Raw genomic sequence first — 17725 nt, forward strand, 5'->3', positions numbered from 1 at the left:
CGATTGTGCGGCAACCATTTGAGCCATTCCCACTCCGCCCGGTTGGCAGCGCCGACGGCAGCGACGATCAGTACCGCGGCCGGGCTGTGCAAGACGGCCAGCTGGCACAGCATGGCGCGCAGCAGCGCGCGGGCCTGCCGGCCGTCGCCGCGGATGCGCACCACCGACTGCCCGCGCAGCGCGACCGCGATCGGTGCGCTTACCACCCTCGAGTGTGTGCCGAGAAAGCGCTGCAGCGCAGCCACACTCACCGGGTCCAATCGGTTCACCGATTCCAGGGTCGGCGCCACCAACCGCGCAGCAAGAGGTAGCGGCCCGACGCCGACCCGCACCTGGCAGAAATCTGCGGCCGCGACTTCCCGCTCCCACATCCGGCATCCGCCCACCAGAGTCCACAGCGTGTCAGGATCGGGATGGCGCCAAGTCAACGACAAACACTGCGCTGCAGCATTCTTCAGAGCCGTTTGGCGAATCGTCGACAAATAGTCCAGGTAATCCCCACGTTGGACATTGAGTTCGCCGCGACGACGATCCGAGCCCGAAAGCACCGCCGCCACCGCGGACACCAGCATCACGAGCGGGAACATCATGAACGCCGGATTGTGCGCCACGGTCGAGCGCGCAGCGTACGTCGCAGCCATCGCCCCTACCGCGGCGACGGCCGTGACAATCGGTACGAACCGGATCAACCGGCCGGACTGCGCCCGGTCCGCTATTTCCGGCGGCGCCGCGACCGCGATGTCCTTGGTCTCGTAGTCCGGTGCTGCCATGCGCGCGATCGGCACGCACTTCGCGGTTGCACCGTCGAACGCGTTCCCGAGATCCATGACTCGGGCACGGTAGGCAAGGCAGCGATCGGCGGCAAGTCGCCTGTGGAACAACGCATACGACGTCGCCGCGGCATGGCTAGGGTCCAACGTGGCGAAATGGAGTCAGGTATGCATCAGGTGTCGGTGGCGTCTGTTCGGCGGCGGCTGGTTGTTCATGCGGGTACCGGCAGCGCCGACCTCGTGGTGTCGGCCGCGGTGCCGGTCAATTCATTGATCGCATCGATCATCGACGTCCTCGGCGACACAGGCAACCTAGACGCCGCCGTCCGCTACGAGCTGTCCCGCCCCGGCGGGGCCGTGTTGGACGCGTCGAAGACGTTGCATGAACTTGGGATTCGAGACGGTTACACGTTGTTTCTGGTTCGCGCACCGACGGCATTCGCCGCTCCACCGGGTGACGACGCGGCCGAGGCGGTAGCGGCAGCGATCGCCGAGGTAGAACGGCCCTGGACCCGACGTGCGAGTCGTCTCGTCGGCGGACTGATTTCGTTGTGCCTGGCAATCCTTGCCGCGGCGGTACTGCTGGGAACCGCCTTCGACGTCGACGCACACCGCACCGACTGCGCGGGCATTGCGTTGGTAACCGGACTGCTGGGATTACTGGGGGCGGCAGTCGCATATCGCGTGTTCGACGAACCGGGCGCCGGCCTGAGCTTGGGCCTGATCGGCACCGGATTCACCGCACTAGCCGGACTCTTTGCCGTTCCCGGTGGCCCGGGCGCACCGAATGCACTCTTGGCAGCCGCCGCTGCAGGCACGGCCGCAGCGATCGTCCGCGTGTTCTGCGGCCACGCAATCGTATTCACGGCATTGTCGGTCCTGGCGGCGGTGTGCGCTACCGCGGCCGCGGTGCGCGCAGTCGTCGCCGCACCGCTGCCGGCCATCGGTGCCTGCCTGGCGACAGTCTCGCTGGCTCTGATCGAAGCGGCTGCGCCGCTGTCGGTCATGCTCGCCCGGTTGTCACCTCTGCCCGCCGAAAGTCCCGACGACGCCCACGCACGCACGATCCGCGCACACACCTGGCTCGACAGCCTGATCACGGCTTTCTCCGCCTCCGCCGCCCTGGGCGCCGTCAGCCTGGCGGGCCAGACCTCACTGTCCGGGATCGGCTTCGCCACCGTGGTCGGCGCCGCCCTGCTGCTGCGTGCACGTGCGCACCAGGATCTCGGCCGATCATTGCCGACGATCGTATGCGGCGCGGCTACGCTCTGCAGTGTCTTGGTGGCAGCCACCCGCGGGTACCCCCAGTATGCACCGCACATTGCGGCACTGTCGTTGACGCTCAGCATGTTTGCGCTCTACCTCGGCTTCACCAGTGGATCAACGGCAGCCATTCCAACCGCACGGCGAAGCGTCGAACTGATGCAGTATTTCGCCCTCGCCGCGATTGCCCCGCTGGCGTTCTGGCTCTGCGGCTTCTACGGCGCCGTGCGCAGTCTGAATCTGCCGTGATACCAGCTCGATTGAGGTTGCTGCGATGCTCGGCGACAGCGGCTGTCGCCATTCTGCCGTGGTACGCGGTACCGCTGGCCAACGCAATATCGCCGCCCCCGATTGACCTCAGTAGGCTGCCGCCGCCGGCACCCGCTCGCCCACCACATCCGACCGTCCAGCGCGAGATCTGCGCGGTGGCGTCGACGATTCCCGGTGCGGACGTATCCCAGCTCTCCGGGCTTGATCTACCGCAAGTTTGGAAATTAACCACCGGTTCGGGCCAGCGCGTCGCGGTCATCGACACCGGAGTCGCACCACACCCACGCCTGCCGCACCTGGCCGCGGGCGGGGACTATGTTTCCACCGGTGACGGAAACCAGGACTGTGATGGTCATGGAACCGTCGTTGCCGGGATCATAGGTGCCACAGCCGATCCCAAACATGCCGATGCTTTCAGCGGCGTCGCTCCCGGTGCCGAGCTCATCGGCATCCGGCAGTCCAGCACGAAGTTCGGGACCGCATCGGACCCGACACACCCTGGGTTCGGGGACGTCGACACGATGGCGCGGGCCGTGCGCGATGCCGCTGACCTGGGTGCCACAGTGATCAACATTTCTGCGGTGGCCTGCGCGCGCAGCGACTCGGCTCTCGACGATCGCCCGCTGGGCGCTGCGCTGGCCTACGCCGTCGACAGCAAGAACGTCGTAGTGGTGGCGGCGGCAGGCAATGCCGGCAGTGGGCACTGCCCTGCACAGCAATCCGAACCGGCGACAATCGTCAGCCCTGCTTGGTATGACGACTACGTGTTGACCGTCGGTTCGGTCAACACGCACGGCGAGCCGTCCTCGTTCACCCTGGCCGGGCCGTGGCTCGATGTCGCCGCACCCGGCGAAGGCGTGTTGTCCGTGAACTCCTCAGGTGCGGGACTGGCGAATGCAATGGCCGGAAAGGACGGTTCGACACCGCTTTCGGGGACGAGTTATGCCGCGCCGGTAGTCAGCGGGTTGGCAGCACTGATTCGCAGTCGCTTCCCGACGTGGAGCGCTCGTCGGGTGATGCAACGCATCAAAGCCACCGCGCACCATCCGCCCGGCGGTTGGAACAACCGAACCGGCGCCGGCAGAGTGGACTTCCTGGCCGCGGTGAGCACCGACTCCCCGATAGCTCCGATCGCGTCGGCGCCCCGAACGCTGGCGCCCATCGCCGCACCCGCGCGTCCCACACCGCCGGATGGCCGTGCTTGGCACGCGGCGTCGGTCGGGACGGGGGTCTGCGGCGGCGTAGTGGCGGCGATGCTGGCCGCAAGCGTGCTGCGCACCCGATTACGGCGTGCCGGCGCCTCGCACGACAGCGGGAACATCCTGTGCGACTGAGGCATCGGCTCGGCTCAGATCGGGCCCAGCGGGCAGCGCGGCCAGCAATGGCCACGGTGCGGCAACCGTGGTGAGCGGCAGGCCGAGGTCCTTGGCCGCATCGTCATCGTGCACGGTGAAGCGGACGCCGGTATCGGAGATCAGGAAGCGGGTGCCGGCCCGAGCATTCTCACCGGAGAGACTGGTCGCGCGGACATAGGCCACCCGCCCCGGCGGCAGGTAAACCGCGTCGACAGCGGGTCCGCCTCCATCGGCCTGCGCCAACGCGACCGGTGCGCGGCCAACCGGAACGGGCAGGCCGCCAAGCGAAAACGAGGTCTTGACGCTTCCCGACGCAGCAGGTGTCCAGCTGGCGCAGACCATCGCACCGGGCGCAACCGATTGCGTCGAGGCGCGGTCGGGAAAGTCCGAGACCGGCAGACGGTGCACTGATTTGGTTGCGCGAAGGGCGTCGGGTGCGACCGAGATCGCCGTGTGAGTCCCTTGCGGCTCGGAGAATCGCACAAGCTCGGCGGCGAGTTCCCCCACCCGTTGGACACTATCGGTCAACACCACGTAGTACTCGTCGCGGCCGCTGCGGGCGACCCGCAGCACGTTGCCGACCCGGAAACCGGGCAGCGAGTCGGGGCCTGGTTTCCCGACACCAGGAATTCGAGGTGCCGCAATCGGGGGTGTCTCGGGGATGAGGTTCAGCAGTGTCGACGAAACATGCAGCGGTGGCCGGCCATCGAGCCCCAGCGCACGCGCGACCGCAGGGTCGTCCGGATTCACCACAGCCCGTCGGCCGTTGAACAGGAGGTATGTGGAGCCACCCGTGGCCGGTGTAACCAGCAGGGCCCGGTCACCGTCGAGAACATCAGCCGGCGGTTTCCCGCCGACGACGACCGTCGTGCGGTCACTGCTGTCGCAGACGGTCCACTGCAATTCGGCCACGTCAAGTGGCTTTCCGAGAAACTGCGGGGCGCCGGGGATACCCAACAGCGGACCCAGCTTGTCGCGCGCTAAAGCTGACGCGTCCACTGGTTGCGGGGTTGCGTCGGTTTTCATGATCAATCTGGCCGAGGCCAGGTTCGGCACCGGGTGCAGGGTGTCACCCACCCGTACATAGAGCGCTCCCGACTGCCGCTCCATCACGATGGGCGCGTTAACCGCATCCGGTTGGGGGCGGAGCAGGGCGAGCACCAGACACGCGGCCAGCCCCACAATCGCGAATACCAGGCCAACCGTCAACGCTACCGCGGACGCACGGATCGACTCGTTCACCGCCCGCACGTCGATGCCCAGCAGCGCGCACTCGATTCGACGCCGCAGAAACCGGTGGCCGCTGATCTCCAGCCTCGTCGTCGGATGCCACGCCATTCCACGCCACGATAGGCGCTTGCCATCCGTCGGCCCGTCCGCAATCCACAACCGCGGGCCCGAGCATCATCGAGGTGACCGCGGACCGGAATGTCCGTAGGATCATCTGGTGAGCATTGACTGCATGAGTCGCGTCGCGTCGCGTCGATCCTGGTCACGCCGGGTGAGCGTGACGGCCGCGGCGTTGCTGGGCGCTGGCTCGCTGCTCGTCGCCCCCGGCGCCGTCCCGTCGGCCAAGGCCGACAACTGCCCCGATGTTTCGGTGACCTTCGCCCGCGGCACCGACGAACCTGCGGGTCTGGGCAGCGTCGGCCAGGCCTTCGTCGACGCACTGCGGCAGAAAACCGGCGAGAACATCAATGCCTACCCGGTCAACTACCGGGCCACCCTGTTGCAGATCCACGGCAACGACGGCGCCAAGGACGCGATCAAGCACATCAAGGAGGTCGCCGACAAGTGCCCGGCCACGCCGCAGGTGCTCGGCGGGTACTCCCAAGGCGCATCGGTGGTCGACATCGTCACCGGCACGCAGATCGGCGGCGTCGGCTGGGGCGATGCACTGCCGTCGCAATATGCCAGCCACGTCATCGCAGTCACCACCTTCGGAAACCCGGCCGACCGTAGCGGCGGATCGATCGCGGCCCAGAGCGCGCTGTTCGGCGCCAAGGCCGTCGACTACTGCAACCCCGAGGATCCGATCTGCCACGCCGGCCAAGGCAACGAGTGGAAGGGCCACACCGACGGCTATGTGCCCGTCTACACCAACCAGGCCGCCAGCTTCGTGCAGACCCGACTGTTGGCGGTGGCGCCCCAGACCGGACCCGAAGTACCCGTGGGCGTCCCGCCCGGACCCAGTGCGCCCGAACCGTTCGGCCCCGGGCCGTTCGGCCCCGGCCAGGGTCCGCCGCCGGGCCCCGTCCCCGACGGCCCAGGCCCGACCGTGGTCGACCAGACCCGGCCGGCGGCCTTCCACTGACCGCTAGGGGCTTCACGTCGCTATGAAACTGCGCGGGCTCACGCCGACCGTATTGCTCGTGGCAGGCTTGATGCTGGCGCCCGCGACGATCACGACCGCATCCGCCGCTTGCCCCGACGCGGAGGTGGTGTTTGCCCGGGGACGCCAGGAACCAGCGGGTGCCGGAGTCCTGGGCAACGCATTCGTCAGCGCGCTGCGGTCCAAGGTCAACAAAAGCATCGGCCTCTACGCGGTTCGCTACCCCGCCGATACCGAAGTCGCCGTCGGCGCCAACGACATGAGCGCACACGTCCAATCGACGATCAACAGCTGCCCGGACACCCGCATCGTGCTGGGCGGCTACTCCCTGGGCGCGGCAGTCACCGACGTCGTGATAGCGGCTCCGGGAGCGATGTTCGGCTTCAACAATCCGCTTCCACCCGGCGCCGACCAGCACATCGCCGCAGTCGCCCTGTTCGGCAACGGCACCCAATGGGTCGGACCGATCACCAACTTCAACCCGGTCTATCACGACCGGACCATCGACTTGTGCCACGGCGCCGACCCCATCTGCAATCCAGCCGACCCGCACACCTGGTCGGACAACTGGAACCAACACATGGCCGGTGGCTACATCCAGGACGGCCTGGTCAATCAAGCGGCCGACTTCGTGGCCGGCAAGCTCAACTCAGTCCCGGGTCCGTAGGTCGCGGGTGATCAATGTCCGGGCCGCCAACTCGCCGTCAGCTGGGTAGTCCACGCCGACCAACGTCAGACCCCGCGCCGGTGCGGCGGCGAAGTCACTGGAACGCCTTGTGTCGGAAAGCAATTGGGCGCACCACGTGGCGGTGCGGCGGTGTTCGCCGACCGCCAGCACCGCGCCGACCAGCGACCGCACCATCGACCAGCAAAACGCGTCGGCGGTGACGTGGGCGGTAATCAGGTCGCCGTCGCGCACCCAGTCGAAGCGCTGCAGGTCGCGGATCGTCGTCGCGCCGTCGCGGTGGCGGCAGAACGCGGCGAAGTCGTTGAGGCCCAACAGCTTTTGTGCGGCAGAGGCCATCGCCTCGACGTCGAGCGGGCGCGGCCAACTGGTGATGAAGTGGGCCTGATGCGGATCCACCCCGTAGTCGGCGGTGCAGATCCGATAGACGTAATGACGACGCAGCGCGGAGAACCGCGCGTCGAAACCGGCCGGCGCGCGGGTGATTCGGCGGACTCGCACATCGGCGGGTAGCAGCCGGCCCAGGCGGCGGATCAACGGCTGGAACTCGGGTTGATGGGGCCGTGGCGTGCGCGGATACACGTTGGGCAGCGCGTCGGGGGGAACGTCGACGTGGGCGACCTGCCCGGTGGCGTGTACGCCGGTGTCGGTACGACCGGCCGCGCGCAGTCGCAACTCGCGGCGAAACACCGTCGACAACGCCTCTTCGAGCACACCCGCCACGGTGCGCTGGCCCACCTGCGTGGCCCAGCCGGCGAATTCTGTTCCGTCGTAAGAGATATCGAGCCTCAGACGAACGAGCCCGCCACCGGTGTCGATGGCGGGCACGTCGTTCAACGACAGATCAGGACTCGTCCGCGTCCCCAGCTTCGACTTCTTCGGCTTCTTCGGCTTCGGCCTTGACCTCGTCGGCCTCTTCGGCTTTCGCCTCTTCGGCTTTCGGCTTTTCGACCTTGGCGGCGACTTTCGACGCGCCGACCCGACGGGCGCGGTCGGCCTCAGAGGTCACGGTCTTCTCTTGCACCAGTTCGATGACCGCCATCGGGGCGTTGTCGCCCTTGCGGCTCTCGACTTTGATGATGCGGGTGTAGCCACCGTTGCGGTCGGCGAAGTGCGGCCCGATCTCGGCGAACAGGGTGTGCACCACATCCTTGTCGCGGATCTTCTTGAGCACCTCACGCCGGTTGTGCAGCGTGCCCTTCTTGGCGTGGGTGATCAGCTTCTCGGCGTAGGGCCGAAGCGCCCGCGCCTTGGGCTCGGTGGTCTTGATCCGGCCGTGCTCGAACAGCGCCGTCGCCAAGTTGGCCAGGATCGCCTTTTGGTGTGCAGACGACCCGCCGAGGCGAGGACCCTTAGTGGGCTTGGGCATTTCGACTTCTCCTACGTGGGGCCGGCCCCCGTATCAGGTAGGGCCGGGACGGCACTCTTGCGAGCAGTTGGGTCTTAGAGCTGTTCGGTTTCGGCGTAGTCCTGGTCGTCGTAGGCGGCGGCCTCAGCGGACCACGTGCCGGTGGCGACGTCATAACCGGCAACCTCCGACGGATCGAAGCTGGCCGGGCTGTCCTTGAGCGACAGGCCCAGCTGGTGCAGCTTGACCTTCACCTCGTCGATGGACTTCTGACCGAAGTTGCGGATGTCGAGCAGGTCGGACTCGGTGCGCGAGACCAACTCGCCGACGGTGTGCACGCCTTCGCGCTTGAGGCAGTTGTAGGAGCGCACGGTCAGGTCCAGGTCGTCGATCGGCAGTGCGAACGACGCGATGTGGTCGGCCTCGGCCGGTGACGGGCCGATCTCGATGCCCTCGGCTTCGACGTTGAGTTCGCGTGCCAGACCGAACAATTCGACCAGGGTCTTACCGGCGGACGCCAGTGCGTCGCGGGGTCCGATCGAGCTCTTGGTCTCCACGTCGAGGATCAGCTTGTCGAAGTCGGTGCGCTGCTCGACACGGGTCGCGTCCACCTTGTAGGTGACCTTGAGCACCGGCGAGTAGATGGAATCGACCGGGATACGGCCGATTTCGGCGCCCGATGCCTTGTTCTGCACGGCCGGGACGTAGCCGCGGCCACGCTCGACGACCAGCTCGATCTCAAGCTTGCCCTTGTCGTTCAGGGTCGCGATGTGCATCTCCGGGTTGTGCACGGTGACGCCCGAAGGTGGCACGATGTCGCCCGCGGTGACATCGCCCGGACCCTGCTTACGCAGATACATGGTCACCGGCTCGTCCTCTTCGGAGGACACCACCAGGCTCTTGAGGTTCAAGATGATGTCGGTGACATCTTCCTTGACGCCCGGCACGGTGGTGAACTCGTGCAGCACACCGTCGATGCGAATGCTGGTGACCGCGGCGCCCGGAATCGAGGACAGCAGCGTGCGCCGCAGCGAGTTACCCAGCGTGTAGCCGAACCCCGGCTCCAACGGCTCGATGACGAACTGCGAACGGCTGTCGCTGATGACCTCTTCGGACAAGGTCGGTCGCTGTGAAATCAGCATGGTGTTTCTCTATCTCCTTCTCGGCACCCGCTATTTGATGCCGGATCGGTTATCTGGTTGCCGCTTGTGCGGCCCCAGAGTTACTTCGAGTAGTACTCGACGATCAGCTGCTCGGTGAGCGGCACTTCGATCTGAGCACGCTCGGGTAGTTGGTGGATCAGGATGCGCTGCTGCTCGCCGACCACCTGGATCCAGCTGGGGATCGGACGGTCACCGGAGGTCTCGCGGGCGATCTGGAACGGCACGGTGTTCAGCGACTTGCCCTTGATGTCGATGATGTCGTACTGCGACACCCGGTAGCTGGGGATGGTCACCTTGACGCCGTTGACCGTGAAGTGCCCGTGGCTGACCAGCTGACGGGCCATCCGACGGGTCCGGGCGATACCGGAGCGGTACACGACGTTGTCGAGCCGGCTTTCCAGGATCTGCAGCAGCTCGTCACCGGTCTTGCCGGGCCGGCCGGCCGCTTCTGCGTAATAGCGGCGGAACTGCTTTTCCATGACGCCGTAGGTGAAGCGGGCCTTCTGCTTCTCCTGCAGCTGCTGGCGGTATTCGCTCTCCTTGATCCGCGCGCGGCCGTGCTGGCCGGGCGGGTAGGGGCGCTTCTCGAAGGACTGATCCCCACCGACGAGGTCGACGCCGAGACGGCGCGACTTGCGGGTCATGGGTCCGGTGTAACGAGCCATGTCTTTCTATCTCCTCTAGACCCGGCGCCGCTTGGGCGGACGGCAACCGTTGTGCGGCTGCGGTGTGACGTCGGAAATGGCGCCGACCTCGAGGCCGGCGGCCTGCAGCGACCGGATCGCGGTCTCGCGGCCCGAACCCGGACCCTTGACGAACACGTCGACCTTCTTCACGCCGTGCTCTTGGGCCTTGCGGGCGGCGTTCTCGGCGGCCAGCTGTGCGGCGAACGGAGTCGACTTACGCGATCCCTTGAAGCCGACGTGACCCGACGATGCCCACGCCAGGACGTTGCCCTGCAGGTCGGTGATCGTCACGATCGTGTTGTTGAACGTGCTCTTGATGTGCGCGGCGCCGTGCGGAACGTTTTTCTTTTCCCGGCGCCGGGTCTTTTGACCCTTCTTCGCGGAAGCCTGCCCAGGCTTTTTGGTTGGGGGCATGGTTTTACCTGGCCTTCTTCTTGCCGGCGATGGTGCGCTTGGGGCCCTTACGGGTGCGCGCATTGGTCTTGGTGCGCTGACCGCGCACCGGCAGGCCGCGACGGTGCCGAAGGCCCTGGTAGCAGCCGATCTCAATCTTGCGGCGGATGTCGGCCTGCACCTCACGGCGCAGGTCACCCTCGACCTTGAGGTTGCTTTCGATGTAGTCGCGCATCTGGGTCACCTGATCGTCGGTGAGGTCCTTGGTGCGCAGATCTTTGTCGATCCCGGTCGCGGCCAGGATTTCGTTGGAGCGGGTTCGGCCGATGCCGAAGATGTAGGTCAGCGCGACCTCCATGCGCTTGTCGCGCGGGAGGTCGACGCCCATCAATCGAGCCATGGGATGGCATTCCTTCTCTATGCGGAGGTCTCAATTCCCAGCCCGTTCCCTGGCGCAGAAACTAGCTCGCTGCTCCGGGGTCCGGCCTCCGTTCCGGACGTGACTGAGCGGCCCATTTGGAAAAGAATGCAGCCGATCAGTGGTGCTGGGAGGTTTGTATTCAGTTGTCGTGATCTGATTGTCCGGCTCCTCCTCGGTCCGCTTCGCGGACCGCATCATCGCCGGACGGCGCCTCAACGCTTGCGGGTTGCTTAGCCCTGGCGCTGCTTGTGGCGCGGATCAGAGCAGATCACCATGACCCGTCCATGCCGACGGATCACCCTGCACTTGTCGCAGATCGGCTTGACGCTCGGGTTCACCTTCACGGCTGTTTTCGATCCTGTTCTGTCTTCTCGTCGGTTGCGGTGTTCGGGCTTTTACTTGTAGCGGTACACGATGCGGCCCCGGGACAGGTCGTAGGGAGACAACTCCACCACCACCCGGTCCTCGGGCAGAATGCGGATGTAGTGCTGCCGCATCTTGCCGCTGATGTGGGCAAGCACCTTGTGGCCGTTTTCCAGCTCAATGCGGAACATCGCATTGGGCAGGGGCTCGACCACGCGGCCCTCGACCTCGATGGCGCCGTCCTTCTTGGCCATGACTTCTCTTCGAATCCTCGTCTTTTCGTTTCGTTGCTTCTGAGCCCGTACCGGCGCAGCGCGCACCGGCCCTACAACGTGAGCCAGTGACAGGAAATTCCTAAGACAGGGCACGCGAGAAACCAGCGCGATGAAGCACCGTTGCTCCACGATACCCGCTCACACGTGCTGGCCAAAATCGTTGGCAGAGCATCCGGCAGCGCGACCGTCGGCGCACGCGCCAGCTCTGACAAGCGCATACTTGACGCTGATGACCAGCCGCGCACACACCGACGCCGTCTCACGCAAGCCGGTGATGCTGACCGTCGACGACGATCCCGCGGTGTCCCGGGCCGTCGCTCGGGATTTGCGCCGCCGGTACGGCGACGCCAACCGCATCATCCGGGCCGAATCGGGCCCCGACGCGCTCGACACCCTCAAGCAGCTCAAGCTGCGCGGCGAGACGGTCGCGATGCTGGTTGCCGACTACCGGATGCCGCAGATGACCGGTATCGAGTTCCTCGAAGCGGCGATGGACCTCTACCCCGCCGCCAAGCGGGTGCTGCTCACCGCCTACGCCGACACCCATGCCGCGATCGACGCGATCAACGTCGTCGACCTCGACCACTACCTGCTCAAACCGTGGGATCCGCCCGAAGAGAAGCTCTACCCCGTCATCGACGAACTCCTGGAGGCCTGGCGGCGGACCCCGGAGCGCCCGATTCCGCACACCAAGGTCATCGGTCATCGCTGGCATGCGCGCTCCTGGGAGGCCCGCAACTTCCTGGTCCGCAACGGCCTGCACTACAAGTGGTTCGAGGCCGACCAACCCGACGGTGAACAACTGTTGCTGGCTGCCGGCGAAGACGGCAAGCGGCTACCGGTCGTCGTCACCGAGAAGGGCGACCCGCTGATCGAACCGAGCGACGCCGAGCTGGCCGACAATTTGGGCCTGACGACCACGCCGTCGCAGGACTTCTACGACCTGATCGTGGTCGGCGGCGGGCCGGCGGGCCTGGCCGCCGCCGTGTACGGCGCGTCGGAGGGTCTGCGCACGGTGTTGATCGAATCGACCGCAACGGGCGGGCAGGCGGGCCAGAGTTCGAAGATCGAGAATTACCTGGGCTTTCCCGACGGGGTGTCCGGCGACCAATTGGCCACCCGAGCCCGCCGACAGGCCGAGAAATTCGGCGCCGAACTCATCACCACCCGGACAGCCGTCGCCCTGGAGGTGAGCGGCTCCAAGCGCACCGTGCGGTTCGACGACGCCAGCTCCATCGACGGGCGCGCGATCATCGTCGCCACCGGTGTCGCCTACAACCAGTTGACGGCCGAGGGCTGCGCCGCGCTGTCCGGGCGCGGCGTCTACTACGGAGCCTCGGTCGCCGCGGAGTGCGAAGGCGAAGAGGTCTACGTCATCGGCGGGGCGAACTCCGCCGGCCAGGCGGCCATGCACCTGTCCAGCCGGGCGAAATCGGTGACGATCCTGGTGCGCGGGCCGTCGTTGGAAGCATCCATGTCGCATTACCTGATCCAGCAGATTCAAGCCCGGCCCAACATCCACGTCCGCACCTGCACCGAAGTGCACTGCGTTACCGGCGATGAGCACCTCGAGACCCTCACGCTGATCGATAACCGGAGCCGCACCACCGAGGACGTCAACTGCGGCCGGATGTTCATCTTCATCGGCGCGGCACCGCGAACCGACTGGCTCGACGGTGTGCTGGCCCGCGACGTACACGGCTTCATCCTCACCGGCCCGGATCTGCGCAACGTCTGCGGCTGGTCACTGGACCGGCCGCCACACCATCTGGAGACCAGCGTGCCGGGCGTCTTCGTGGCCGGCGACGTGCGGTCTGAGTCCGCGAAGCGGGTCGCGGCAGCGGTCGGAGAGGGGTCGATGGCGGTCATGCTGGTGCACCGTTATCTGGCGGAGTCTTAAGGTCATGGCCCCGACAACTGGCTGTGACGCAGATGAACTGCGCACGCTGTTCCTCTTCGAACAGCTCAGCGACGAACAACTCGCGACGCTGTGCGCCGTCGGGCAGATCAACCACTTTGAACCGGGCCCGCTGTTCGTCGAGGGCGAGCCGGCCACCTGTTTCTACGTGCTCATCGAGGGCGAGCTGGCGATGTCCAAGCTCTCCGGCGGCCAGGACATCGAAACCAACCGGACCTCGCACCGCGGCGTGTATTGCGGTGCGTGGCAGGCGTTCACCGGCGAGAAGCAGCAGCTCTACACCGCATCGGTACACGTGACCAAGCCGTCGCGGTTTTTCGTGATGGACGCCCCGGCGTTCGCCGCGTTCATGCAAGACCAGTTCCCGATGGCGGTTCATCTGCTCGACGGCATTGCCGTCGGTACCGAGCGAACCCGTCGGCTGATCGACAATCGCGAAAAGCTGCTGGCGCTCGGCCAGCTGTCGGCCGGACTCACTCATCAGCTGAACAACCCGGCGGCCGCCATCGCCCGAGCGGCCCAGGAATTGCGCGGTCGCATCTCCAACATGCGCGGCAAGCTGGCGATGCTGGCCGACGGCACCGTGAGCCCGGAGACGCTGAATGCGTTGGTGAGACTGCAAGATGCCGTCGCCGAGCAGGTGGCCAAGTCGCCGTCGGTGCATCTAAACGCGATCGAGACATCGGACCGCGAAGACGCGGTGGCCGACTGGCTGGACGACCACGGCATCGACGGCGGATGGGACATCGCGCCAGACTTCGTCGAAGGTGGCATCGATACCGATTGGCTTGAGCGTATCGCCGCGACCGCCGCCGATCTGGAAGCGTCGACATCGTTGGGTTTGGCGATCCAGTGGATCAGGTACACGATTGCGAGCGAGCTGCTGATGAATCAGCTTGTCGAAGCGAGCCAACGTATTTCGGCGCTGGTGGCCGACGCCAAGCAGTACTCGCAGCTGGATCGCGCCCCCTTCCAGGTGGCCGACGTCCACGACCTGCTGAAGAGCACCGTCACCATGTTCGCCGATCGACTGGGTAAGGACGGCACCGCTCAGATCAAGGTGGCCAAGGAATTCGATCGCACCCTTCCGCGAATACCTTGTTATCCAGGCGATCTCAACCAGGTGTGGACGAACATCATCGACAACGCGATCGCGGCGATGGGGACCGCGGGCGGCACGCTGACGATCCGCACCTGCCGCGAGGCCAATGAGATGTTGCGCGTGGAGATTGCCGACACCGGCCCGGGCATCCCCGAAGATGTGCTCGAGCACATCTTCGAGCCGTTCTTCACCACCAAGCCGGTGGGCGAGGGCACCGGGCTGGGTCTGGACCTGGCCTGGAAGATCGTCGTCAAAAAACACCACGGCGATCTGCGGGTCGAGTCGGCGCCTGGCGACACCCGGTTCATCGTCTTGCTGCCGCTGGAGATGCCGCCGGTGGTCGATGTGGCGCTCCCCCAGGACGGCGAGACCGCCGAGGAAAGCGCGCGGCCCTAAGCCCCGCGCAACCCCCAGGGCCAAATCCGGAATACCGGCCGGCGATCAGTAGGTTGGAGCCACCATGACCGATTCTGGGGCGCACAAGCCCAATCTCGGCCGCTTCGGGTCATTCGGACGCGGCGTCACGCCTGAACAAGCCAAAGACATCGAGGCCCTGGGCTACGGGGCGGTCTGGGTCGGCGGCTCGCCGCCCGCCGAGCTGGCCTGGGTCGAGCCCATCCTGGAGGCGACGACGACGCTGCAGGTGGCCACCGGCATCGTCAACATCTGGTCGGCGCCGGCCCGGCCGGTCGCCGAATCGTTCCATCGCATCGACCGCGCCTATCCCGGCCGTTTCCTGCTCGGTATCGGCGTCGGGCACCCCGAGGCGGTGTCCGAATATCGCAAGCCCTACGACGCGCTGGCGGAGTACCTCGACCAGCTAGACGAATGCGGCGTCCCCGCCGACCGCCGGGTGGTCGCGGCGTTGGGGCCGCAGGTACTCAAGTTGTCGGCGCGCCGCAGTGCGGGCGCACACCCGTATCTGACCACGCCGGAGCACACCGCGCAGGCCCGCGCGTTGATCGGCCCGTCAGCGTTTCTGGCCCCCGAGCACAAGGCGGTGCTCACCACCGACGCGAAGCAGGCGCGCGCCGTCGCCCGCAAAGTGCTGCCGGTGTACTTCAACCTGGCCAAAACCTGGCCAACTACCGCAACAACTGGAAGCGGCTGGGCTTTTCCGAGGAAGAGACGACTTTCCCGGGCAGCGATCGCCTGATCGACGCGCTGGTGGCATACGGCAGCCCGGCGGCCATCGCTGCGCGGCTCACCGAGCACCTGGACGCCGGCGCCGACCACGTGCCCGTGCAAATCCTGACCAAAGATGAAAACCTGGTGTCGGCGCTGGCCGAGCTCGCAGGCCCGCTGGGACTGACACCGGCCTGACAATCCACAGGGGGAACTCGATGAACGAGGGCGTATCACTCAAACCCGACTTGGGTCGATACGGCGTGTGGCTTCCCAGTCGTTCCGTCAGCCCCGGCGTGGCGCAACAGATCGAGGCGCTGGGCTACGGCGCGGTCTGGGTGGGCGGCTCCCCCGATGCCGACCTCAGCTGGGTCGAGCCCGCACTGGCGGAGACCTCGCGGCTGCAGCTGGCGACCGGGATCGTCAACATCTGGGCCTCGCCGGCCACCGACGTCGCCGAGTCCTTTCATCGCATCGAAAAGGCTTACCCAGGAAGGTTTCTGCTCGGTATCGGAGTCGGGCACCCCGAGCACACTGACGTCTACAAGAAGCCCTACGACGCACTGGTGGAATATCTCGACGTGCTCGACGGCGCTTCGGTGCCCACCAGTCGGCGGGTGCTCGCGGCGCTGGGCCCCAAGGTGCTGGCTCTTTCGGCGGAGCGCAGCGCCGGTGCCCATCCGTACCTGACGACTCCAGAGCACACCGCGCAGGCACACGAACTGCTGGGCAACACGGTGTTCCTTGCTCCCGAACACAAGGTCGTGCTGACCCAGAGCGCCGGCGAGGCCCACGAAATCGGTCGCCGGACCATTGAGTTCTATCTGGATCTGAGCAACTACGTGAATAATTGGCGCCGGCTCGGCTTCACCGACTCCGATGTGCGTAAACCCGGTAGCGACAAGCTGATTGACGCCGTGGTCGCCTACGGCACGGCGGAGCAAGTGGCCGCGCGCCTCAACGAGCATCTGGATTCCGGCGCCGATCATGTGGCGATCCAGGTGTTGGGCGGGCCCGACGGAAAGCTCCTGGGCGCGCTGGAAGCACTGGCCGGACCGCTGGGGTTGACGCCTGCCGGCTGAGGGCAGGTCTAAGGTTTGCTCCATGCGAATGCTGGTTACCGGTGGCGCTGGATTCATCGGCGCCAATTTCGTGCATCGCACCGTGCGGGCCCACCCAGCCGATACGGTGACGGTGCTCGACGCGATGACCTACGCGGGCAGTCGCGAGTCGCTGGCGCCCGTCTCGGAGCACATCACATTGGTGCAAGGCGACATCACCGACGCGGATCTGGTTGACGAGTTGGTCGCCGAATCCGACGCCGTCGTGCACTTCGCCGCCGAAACGCACGTCGACAACGGCTTGGCCGATCCGGCGCCGTTCCTGCAGGCCAATGTCGTCGGGACGTTCACGATCTTGGAGGCGGTGCGCCGGCACGGGGTGCGGCTGCATCACGTCTCTACCGACGAGGTCTACGGCGACCTGGAGCTGGACGCCGCCGAGCGGTTCACCGAGTCCACGCCCTACAACCCGTCGAGCCCGTACTCGTCGACCAAGGCCGCCTCCGACCTGTTGGTGCGCGCGTGGGTGCGGTCTTACGGGGTGCGCGCGACAATCTCCAACTGCTCCAACAACTACGGTCCCTATCAGCACGTGGAGAAGTTCATCCCCCGGCAGATCACCAACGTGCTGACCGGGCGGCGGCCGAAGCTGTACGGCGTCGGCGCCAACGTCCGGGACTGGATTCACGTCGACGATCACAACGACGCAGTGCGCTGCATTTTGGACAACGGCAGGCCCGGACGAACCTATCTGATCGGCGCCGACGGCGAGCGCGACAACTGTTCGGTGCTGCGAACCCTGCTCGAATTAATGGGACGCGATCCCAACGACTTCGACCACGTCGTCGACCGGGCCGGCCACGACCTCCGGTACGCCATCGACCCATCGCAGCTGCGCAGTGAATTAGGTTGGGCGCCAAAACATACCGACTTCACCGAGGGCTTGCGCGCCACCATTGACTGGTATCGCGCAAACGAAGCTTGGTGGCGGCCACTCAAAGAGGCCGTCGAGGCGCGCTACGAACAACGGGGTCAATGACATGCAAGCCCGAGAACTCGACATCGCCGGCGCGTGGGAGATCACCCCGCAGTTGCACCCCGACTCACGCGGCCTGTTCTTCGAATGGCTGACCGACCACGGATTCACCGAGTTCGCGGGGCATCGGTTAGATGTCCGCCAGGCCAACTGTTCGGT

Annotated in this window: 18 protein-coding genes and 2 pseudogenes; 10 read left to right on the forward strand and 10 right to left on the reverse strand. The window is 66.2% G+C overall.

Going from position 1 to position 17725, the window contains the following annotated elements; genetic code table 11:
* Nucleotides 1–827: pseudogene (locus tag AC2VOG_RS18930) on the reverse strand (type VII secretion protein EccC); the annotation flags it as partial.
* Between the two features lie 99 nt (nt 828–926).
* On the opposite strand from AC2VOG_RS18930, the gene eccD reads away from it, so the two are divergent.
* Nucleotides 927–2282, forward strand: a complete 1356-nt coding sequence (eccD, locus tag AC2VOG_RS18935; RefSeq protein ID WP_486941370.1) for a type VII secretion integral membrane protein EccD — start codon at nt 927–929, stop codon at nt 2280–2282.
* Between the two features lie 11 nt (nt 2283–2293).
* Entirely contained in the window at nt 2294–3637 is a 1344-nt protein-coding gene (mycP, locus tag AC2VOG_RS18940) for a type VII secretion-associated serine protease mycosin (RefSeq protein WP_486941371.1), read from the forward strand.
* Here the strand turns inward: mycP and eccB are convergent.
* Complete coding sequence (gene eccB / locus AC2VOG_RS18945; RefSeq protein ID WP_486941372.1) at nt 3587–4996, reverse strand: type VII secretion protein EccB; 1410 nt, start codon at nt 4994–4996, stop codon at nt 3587–3589. The two genes, mycP and eccB, sit on opposite strands and share 51 nt — an antisense overlap.
* A gap of 124 nt (nt 4997–5120) precedes the next feature.
* Here eccB and AC2VOG_RS18950 point away from each other — a divergent pair, with 124 nt between their 5' ends.
* Both AC2VOG_RS18950 and AC2VOG_RS18955 read left to right on the forward strand, forming a co-directional pair.
* Nucleotides 5121–5972: a cutinase family protein gene (locus tag AC2VOG_RS18950; protein ID WP_486941384.1), complete on the forward strand. Its 852-nt coding sequence runs from the start codon at nt 5121–5123 to the stop codon at nt 5970–5972.
* Nucleotides 5973–5994: 22 nt separating this feature from the next.
* Entirely contained in the window at nt 5995–6657 is a 663-nt protein-coding gene (locus tag AC2VOG_RS18955; RefSeq protein ID WP_486941373.1) for a cutinase family protein, read from the forward strand.
* Here AC2VOG_RS18955 and truA read toward each other — a convergent pair.
* From truA to infA, 8 genes are all read right to left on the reverse strand, one after another.
* Nucleotides 6640–7512: a tRNA pseudouridine(38-40) synthase TruA gene (truA, locus tag AC2VOG_RS18960; RefSeq protein WP_486941374.1), complete on the reverse strand. Its 873-nt coding sequence runs from the start codon at nt 7510–7512 to the stop codon at nt 6640–6642. The genes AC2VOG_RS18955 and truA overlap by 18 nt on opposite strands.
* Nucleotides 7513–7519: 7 nt before the next feature.
* Complete coding sequence (gene rplQ, locus AC2VOG_RS18965) at nt 7520–8044, reverse strand: 50S ribosomal protein L17 (RefSeq protein WP_486941375.1); 525 nt, start codon at nt 8042–8044, stop codon at nt 7520–7522.
* 74 nt (nt 8045–8118) lie between these two features.
* Nucleotides 8119–9165 (reverse strand): DNA-directed RNA polymerase subunit alpha, encoded by a 1047-nt coding sequence (locus AC2VOG_RS18970; RefSeq protein WP_486941376.1) that lies wholly within the window; start codon nt 9163–9165, stop codon nt 8119–8121.
* 80 nt (nt 9166–9245) lie between these two features.
* On the reverse strand, nt 9246–9851 hold the full coding sequence (rpsD, locus tag AC2VOG_RS18975; protein WP_486941377.1) for a 30S ribosomal protein S4: 606 nt from the start codon (nt 9849–9851) through the stop codon (nt 9246–9248).
* 15 nt (nt 9852–9866) lie between these two features.
* The gene (gene rpsK / locus AC2VOG_RS18980; protein WP_486941378.1) at nt 9867–10286 is read right to left on the reverse strand and encodes a 30S ribosomal protein S11; all 420 of its coding nucleotides are present in this window, start codon (nt 10284–10286) and stop codon (nt 9867–9869) included.
* Nucleotides 10287–10290: 4 nt separating this feature from the next.
* Complete coding sequence (rpsM, locus tag AC2VOG_RS18985) at nt 10291–10665, reverse strand: 30S ribosomal protein S13 (RefSeq protein ID WP_486941379.1); 375 nt, start codon at nt 10663–10665, stop codon at nt 10291–10293.
* A gap of 251 nt (nt 10666–10916) precedes the next feature.
* Nucleotides 10917–11030 (reverse strand): 50S ribosomal protein L36, encoded by a 114-nt coding sequence (rpmJ, locus tag AC2VOG_RS18990; RefSeq protein WP_003879483.1) that lies wholly within the window; start codon nt 11028–11030, stop codon nt 10917–10919.
* 51 nt (nt 11031–11081) lie between these two features.
* Nucleotides 11082–11303, reverse strand: coding sequence for a translation initiation factor IF-1 (gene infA, locus AC2VOG_RS18995; RefSeq protein WP_003418601.1), 222 nt, complete (start codon nt 11301–11303; stop codon nt 11082–11084).
* 250 nt (nt 11304–11553) lie between these two features.
* On the opposite strand from infA, the gene AC2VOG_RS19000 reads away from it, so the two are divergent.
* From AC2VOG_RS19000 to AC2VOG_RS19025, 6 genes and pseudogenes are all read left to right on the forward strand, one after another.
* Nucleotides 11554–13224, forward strand: a complete 1671-nt coding sequence (locus AC2VOG_RS19000) for an NAD(P)/FAD-dependent oxidoreductase (RefSeq protein ID WP_486941380.1) — start codon at nt 11554–11556, stop codon at nt 13222–13224.
* Nucleotides 13225–13228: 4 nt separating this feature from the next.
* Complete coding sequence (locus AC2VOG_RS19005) at nt 13229–14740, forward strand: ATP-binding protein (RefSeq protein ID WP_486941381.1); 1512 nt, start codon at nt 13229–13231, stop codon at nt 14738–14740.
* 64 nt (nt 14741–14804) lie between these two features.
* Nucleotides 14805–15667, forward strand: a pseudogene (locus AC2VOG_RS19010) (LLM class F420-dependent oxidoreductase).
* Between the two features lie 20 nt (nt 15668–15687).
* On the forward strand, nt 15688–16551 hold the full coding sequence (locus AC2VOG_RS19015) for an LLM class F420-dependent oxidoreductase (RefSeq protein ID WP_486941382.1): 864 nt from the start codon (nt 15688–15690) through the stop codon (nt 16549–16551).
* Between the two features lie 22 nt (nt 16552–16573).
* A complete protein-coding gene (rfbB, locus tag AC2VOG_RS19020; protein ID WP_486941383.1) occupies nt 16574–17569 on the forward strand; it encodes a dTDP-glucose 4,6-dehydratase in 996 nt (331 codons plus the stop codon).
* 1 nt (nt 17570) lies between these two features.
* Nucleotides 17571–17725, forward strand: a 155-nt coding sequence (locus AC2VOG_RS19025; RefSeq protein WP_486941385.1) for a dTDP-4-dehydrorhamnose 3,5-epimerase family protein, incomplete at its 3' end; no start/stop codon positions are given.

This window comes from Mycobacterium sp. TH-M11, from assembly GCF_057473725.1.

Bases quoted from the DNA above. Each gene is read 5' to 3' on its own strand.
- rplQ (WP_486941375.1), bottom strand. From the start codon at position 8,044: ATGCCCAAGCCCACTAAGGGTCCTCGCCTCGGCGGGTCGTCTGCACAC.
- AC2VOG_RS18950 (WP_486941384.1), top strand. From the start codon at position 5,121: ATGAGTCGCGTCGCGTCGCGTCGATCCTGGTCACGCCGGGTGAGCGTG.
- rpsK (WP_486941378.1), bottom strand. From the start codon at position 10,286: ATGCCCCCAACCAAAAAGCCTGGGCAGGCTTCCGCGAAGAAGGGTCAA.
- infA (WP_003418601.1), bottom strand. From the start codon at position 11,303: ATGGCCAAGAAGGACGGCGCCATCGAGGTCGAGGGCCGCGTGGTCGAG.
- rfbB (WP_486941383.1), top strand. From the start codon at position 16,574: ATGCGAATGCTGGTTACCGGTGGCGCTGGATTCATCGGCGCCAATTTC.
- rpsM (WP_486941379.1), bottom strand. From the start codon at position 10,665: ATGGCTCGATTGATGGGCGTCGACCTCCCGCGCGACAAGCGCATGGAG.
- AC2VOG_RS19005 (WP_486941381.1), top strand. From the start codon at position 13,229: ATGGCCCCGACAACTGGCTGTGACGCAGATGAACTGCGCACGCTGTTC.
- AC2VOG_RS18955 (WP_486941373.1), top strand. From the start codon at position 5,995: ATGAAACTGCGCGGGCTCACGCCGACCGTATTGCTCGTGGCAGGCTTG.
- eccB (WP_486941372.1), bottom strand. From the start codon at position 4,996: ATGGCGTGGCATCCGACGACGAGGCTGGAGATCAGCGGCCACCGGTTT.
- AC2VOG_RS19000 (WP_486941380.1), top strand. From the start codon at position 11,554: ATGACCAGCCGCGCACACACCGACGCCGTCTCACGCAAGCCGGTGATG.
- AC2VOG_RS18970 (WP_486941376.1), bottom strand. From the start codon at position 9,165: ATGCTGATTTCACAGCGACCGACCTTGTCCGAAGAGGTCATCAGCGAC.
- eccD (WP_486941370.1), top strand. From the start codon at position 927: ATGGAGTCAGGTATGCATCAGGTGTCGGTGGCGTCTGTTCGGCGGCGG.
- AC2VOG_RS19015 (WP_486941382.1), top strand. From the start codon at position 15,688: ATGAACGAGGGCGTATCACTCAAACCCGACTTGGGTCGATACGGCGTG.
- rpsD (WP_486941377.1), bottom strand. From the start codon at position 9,851: ATGGCTCGTTACACCGGACCCATGACCCGCAAGTCGCGCCGTCTCGGC.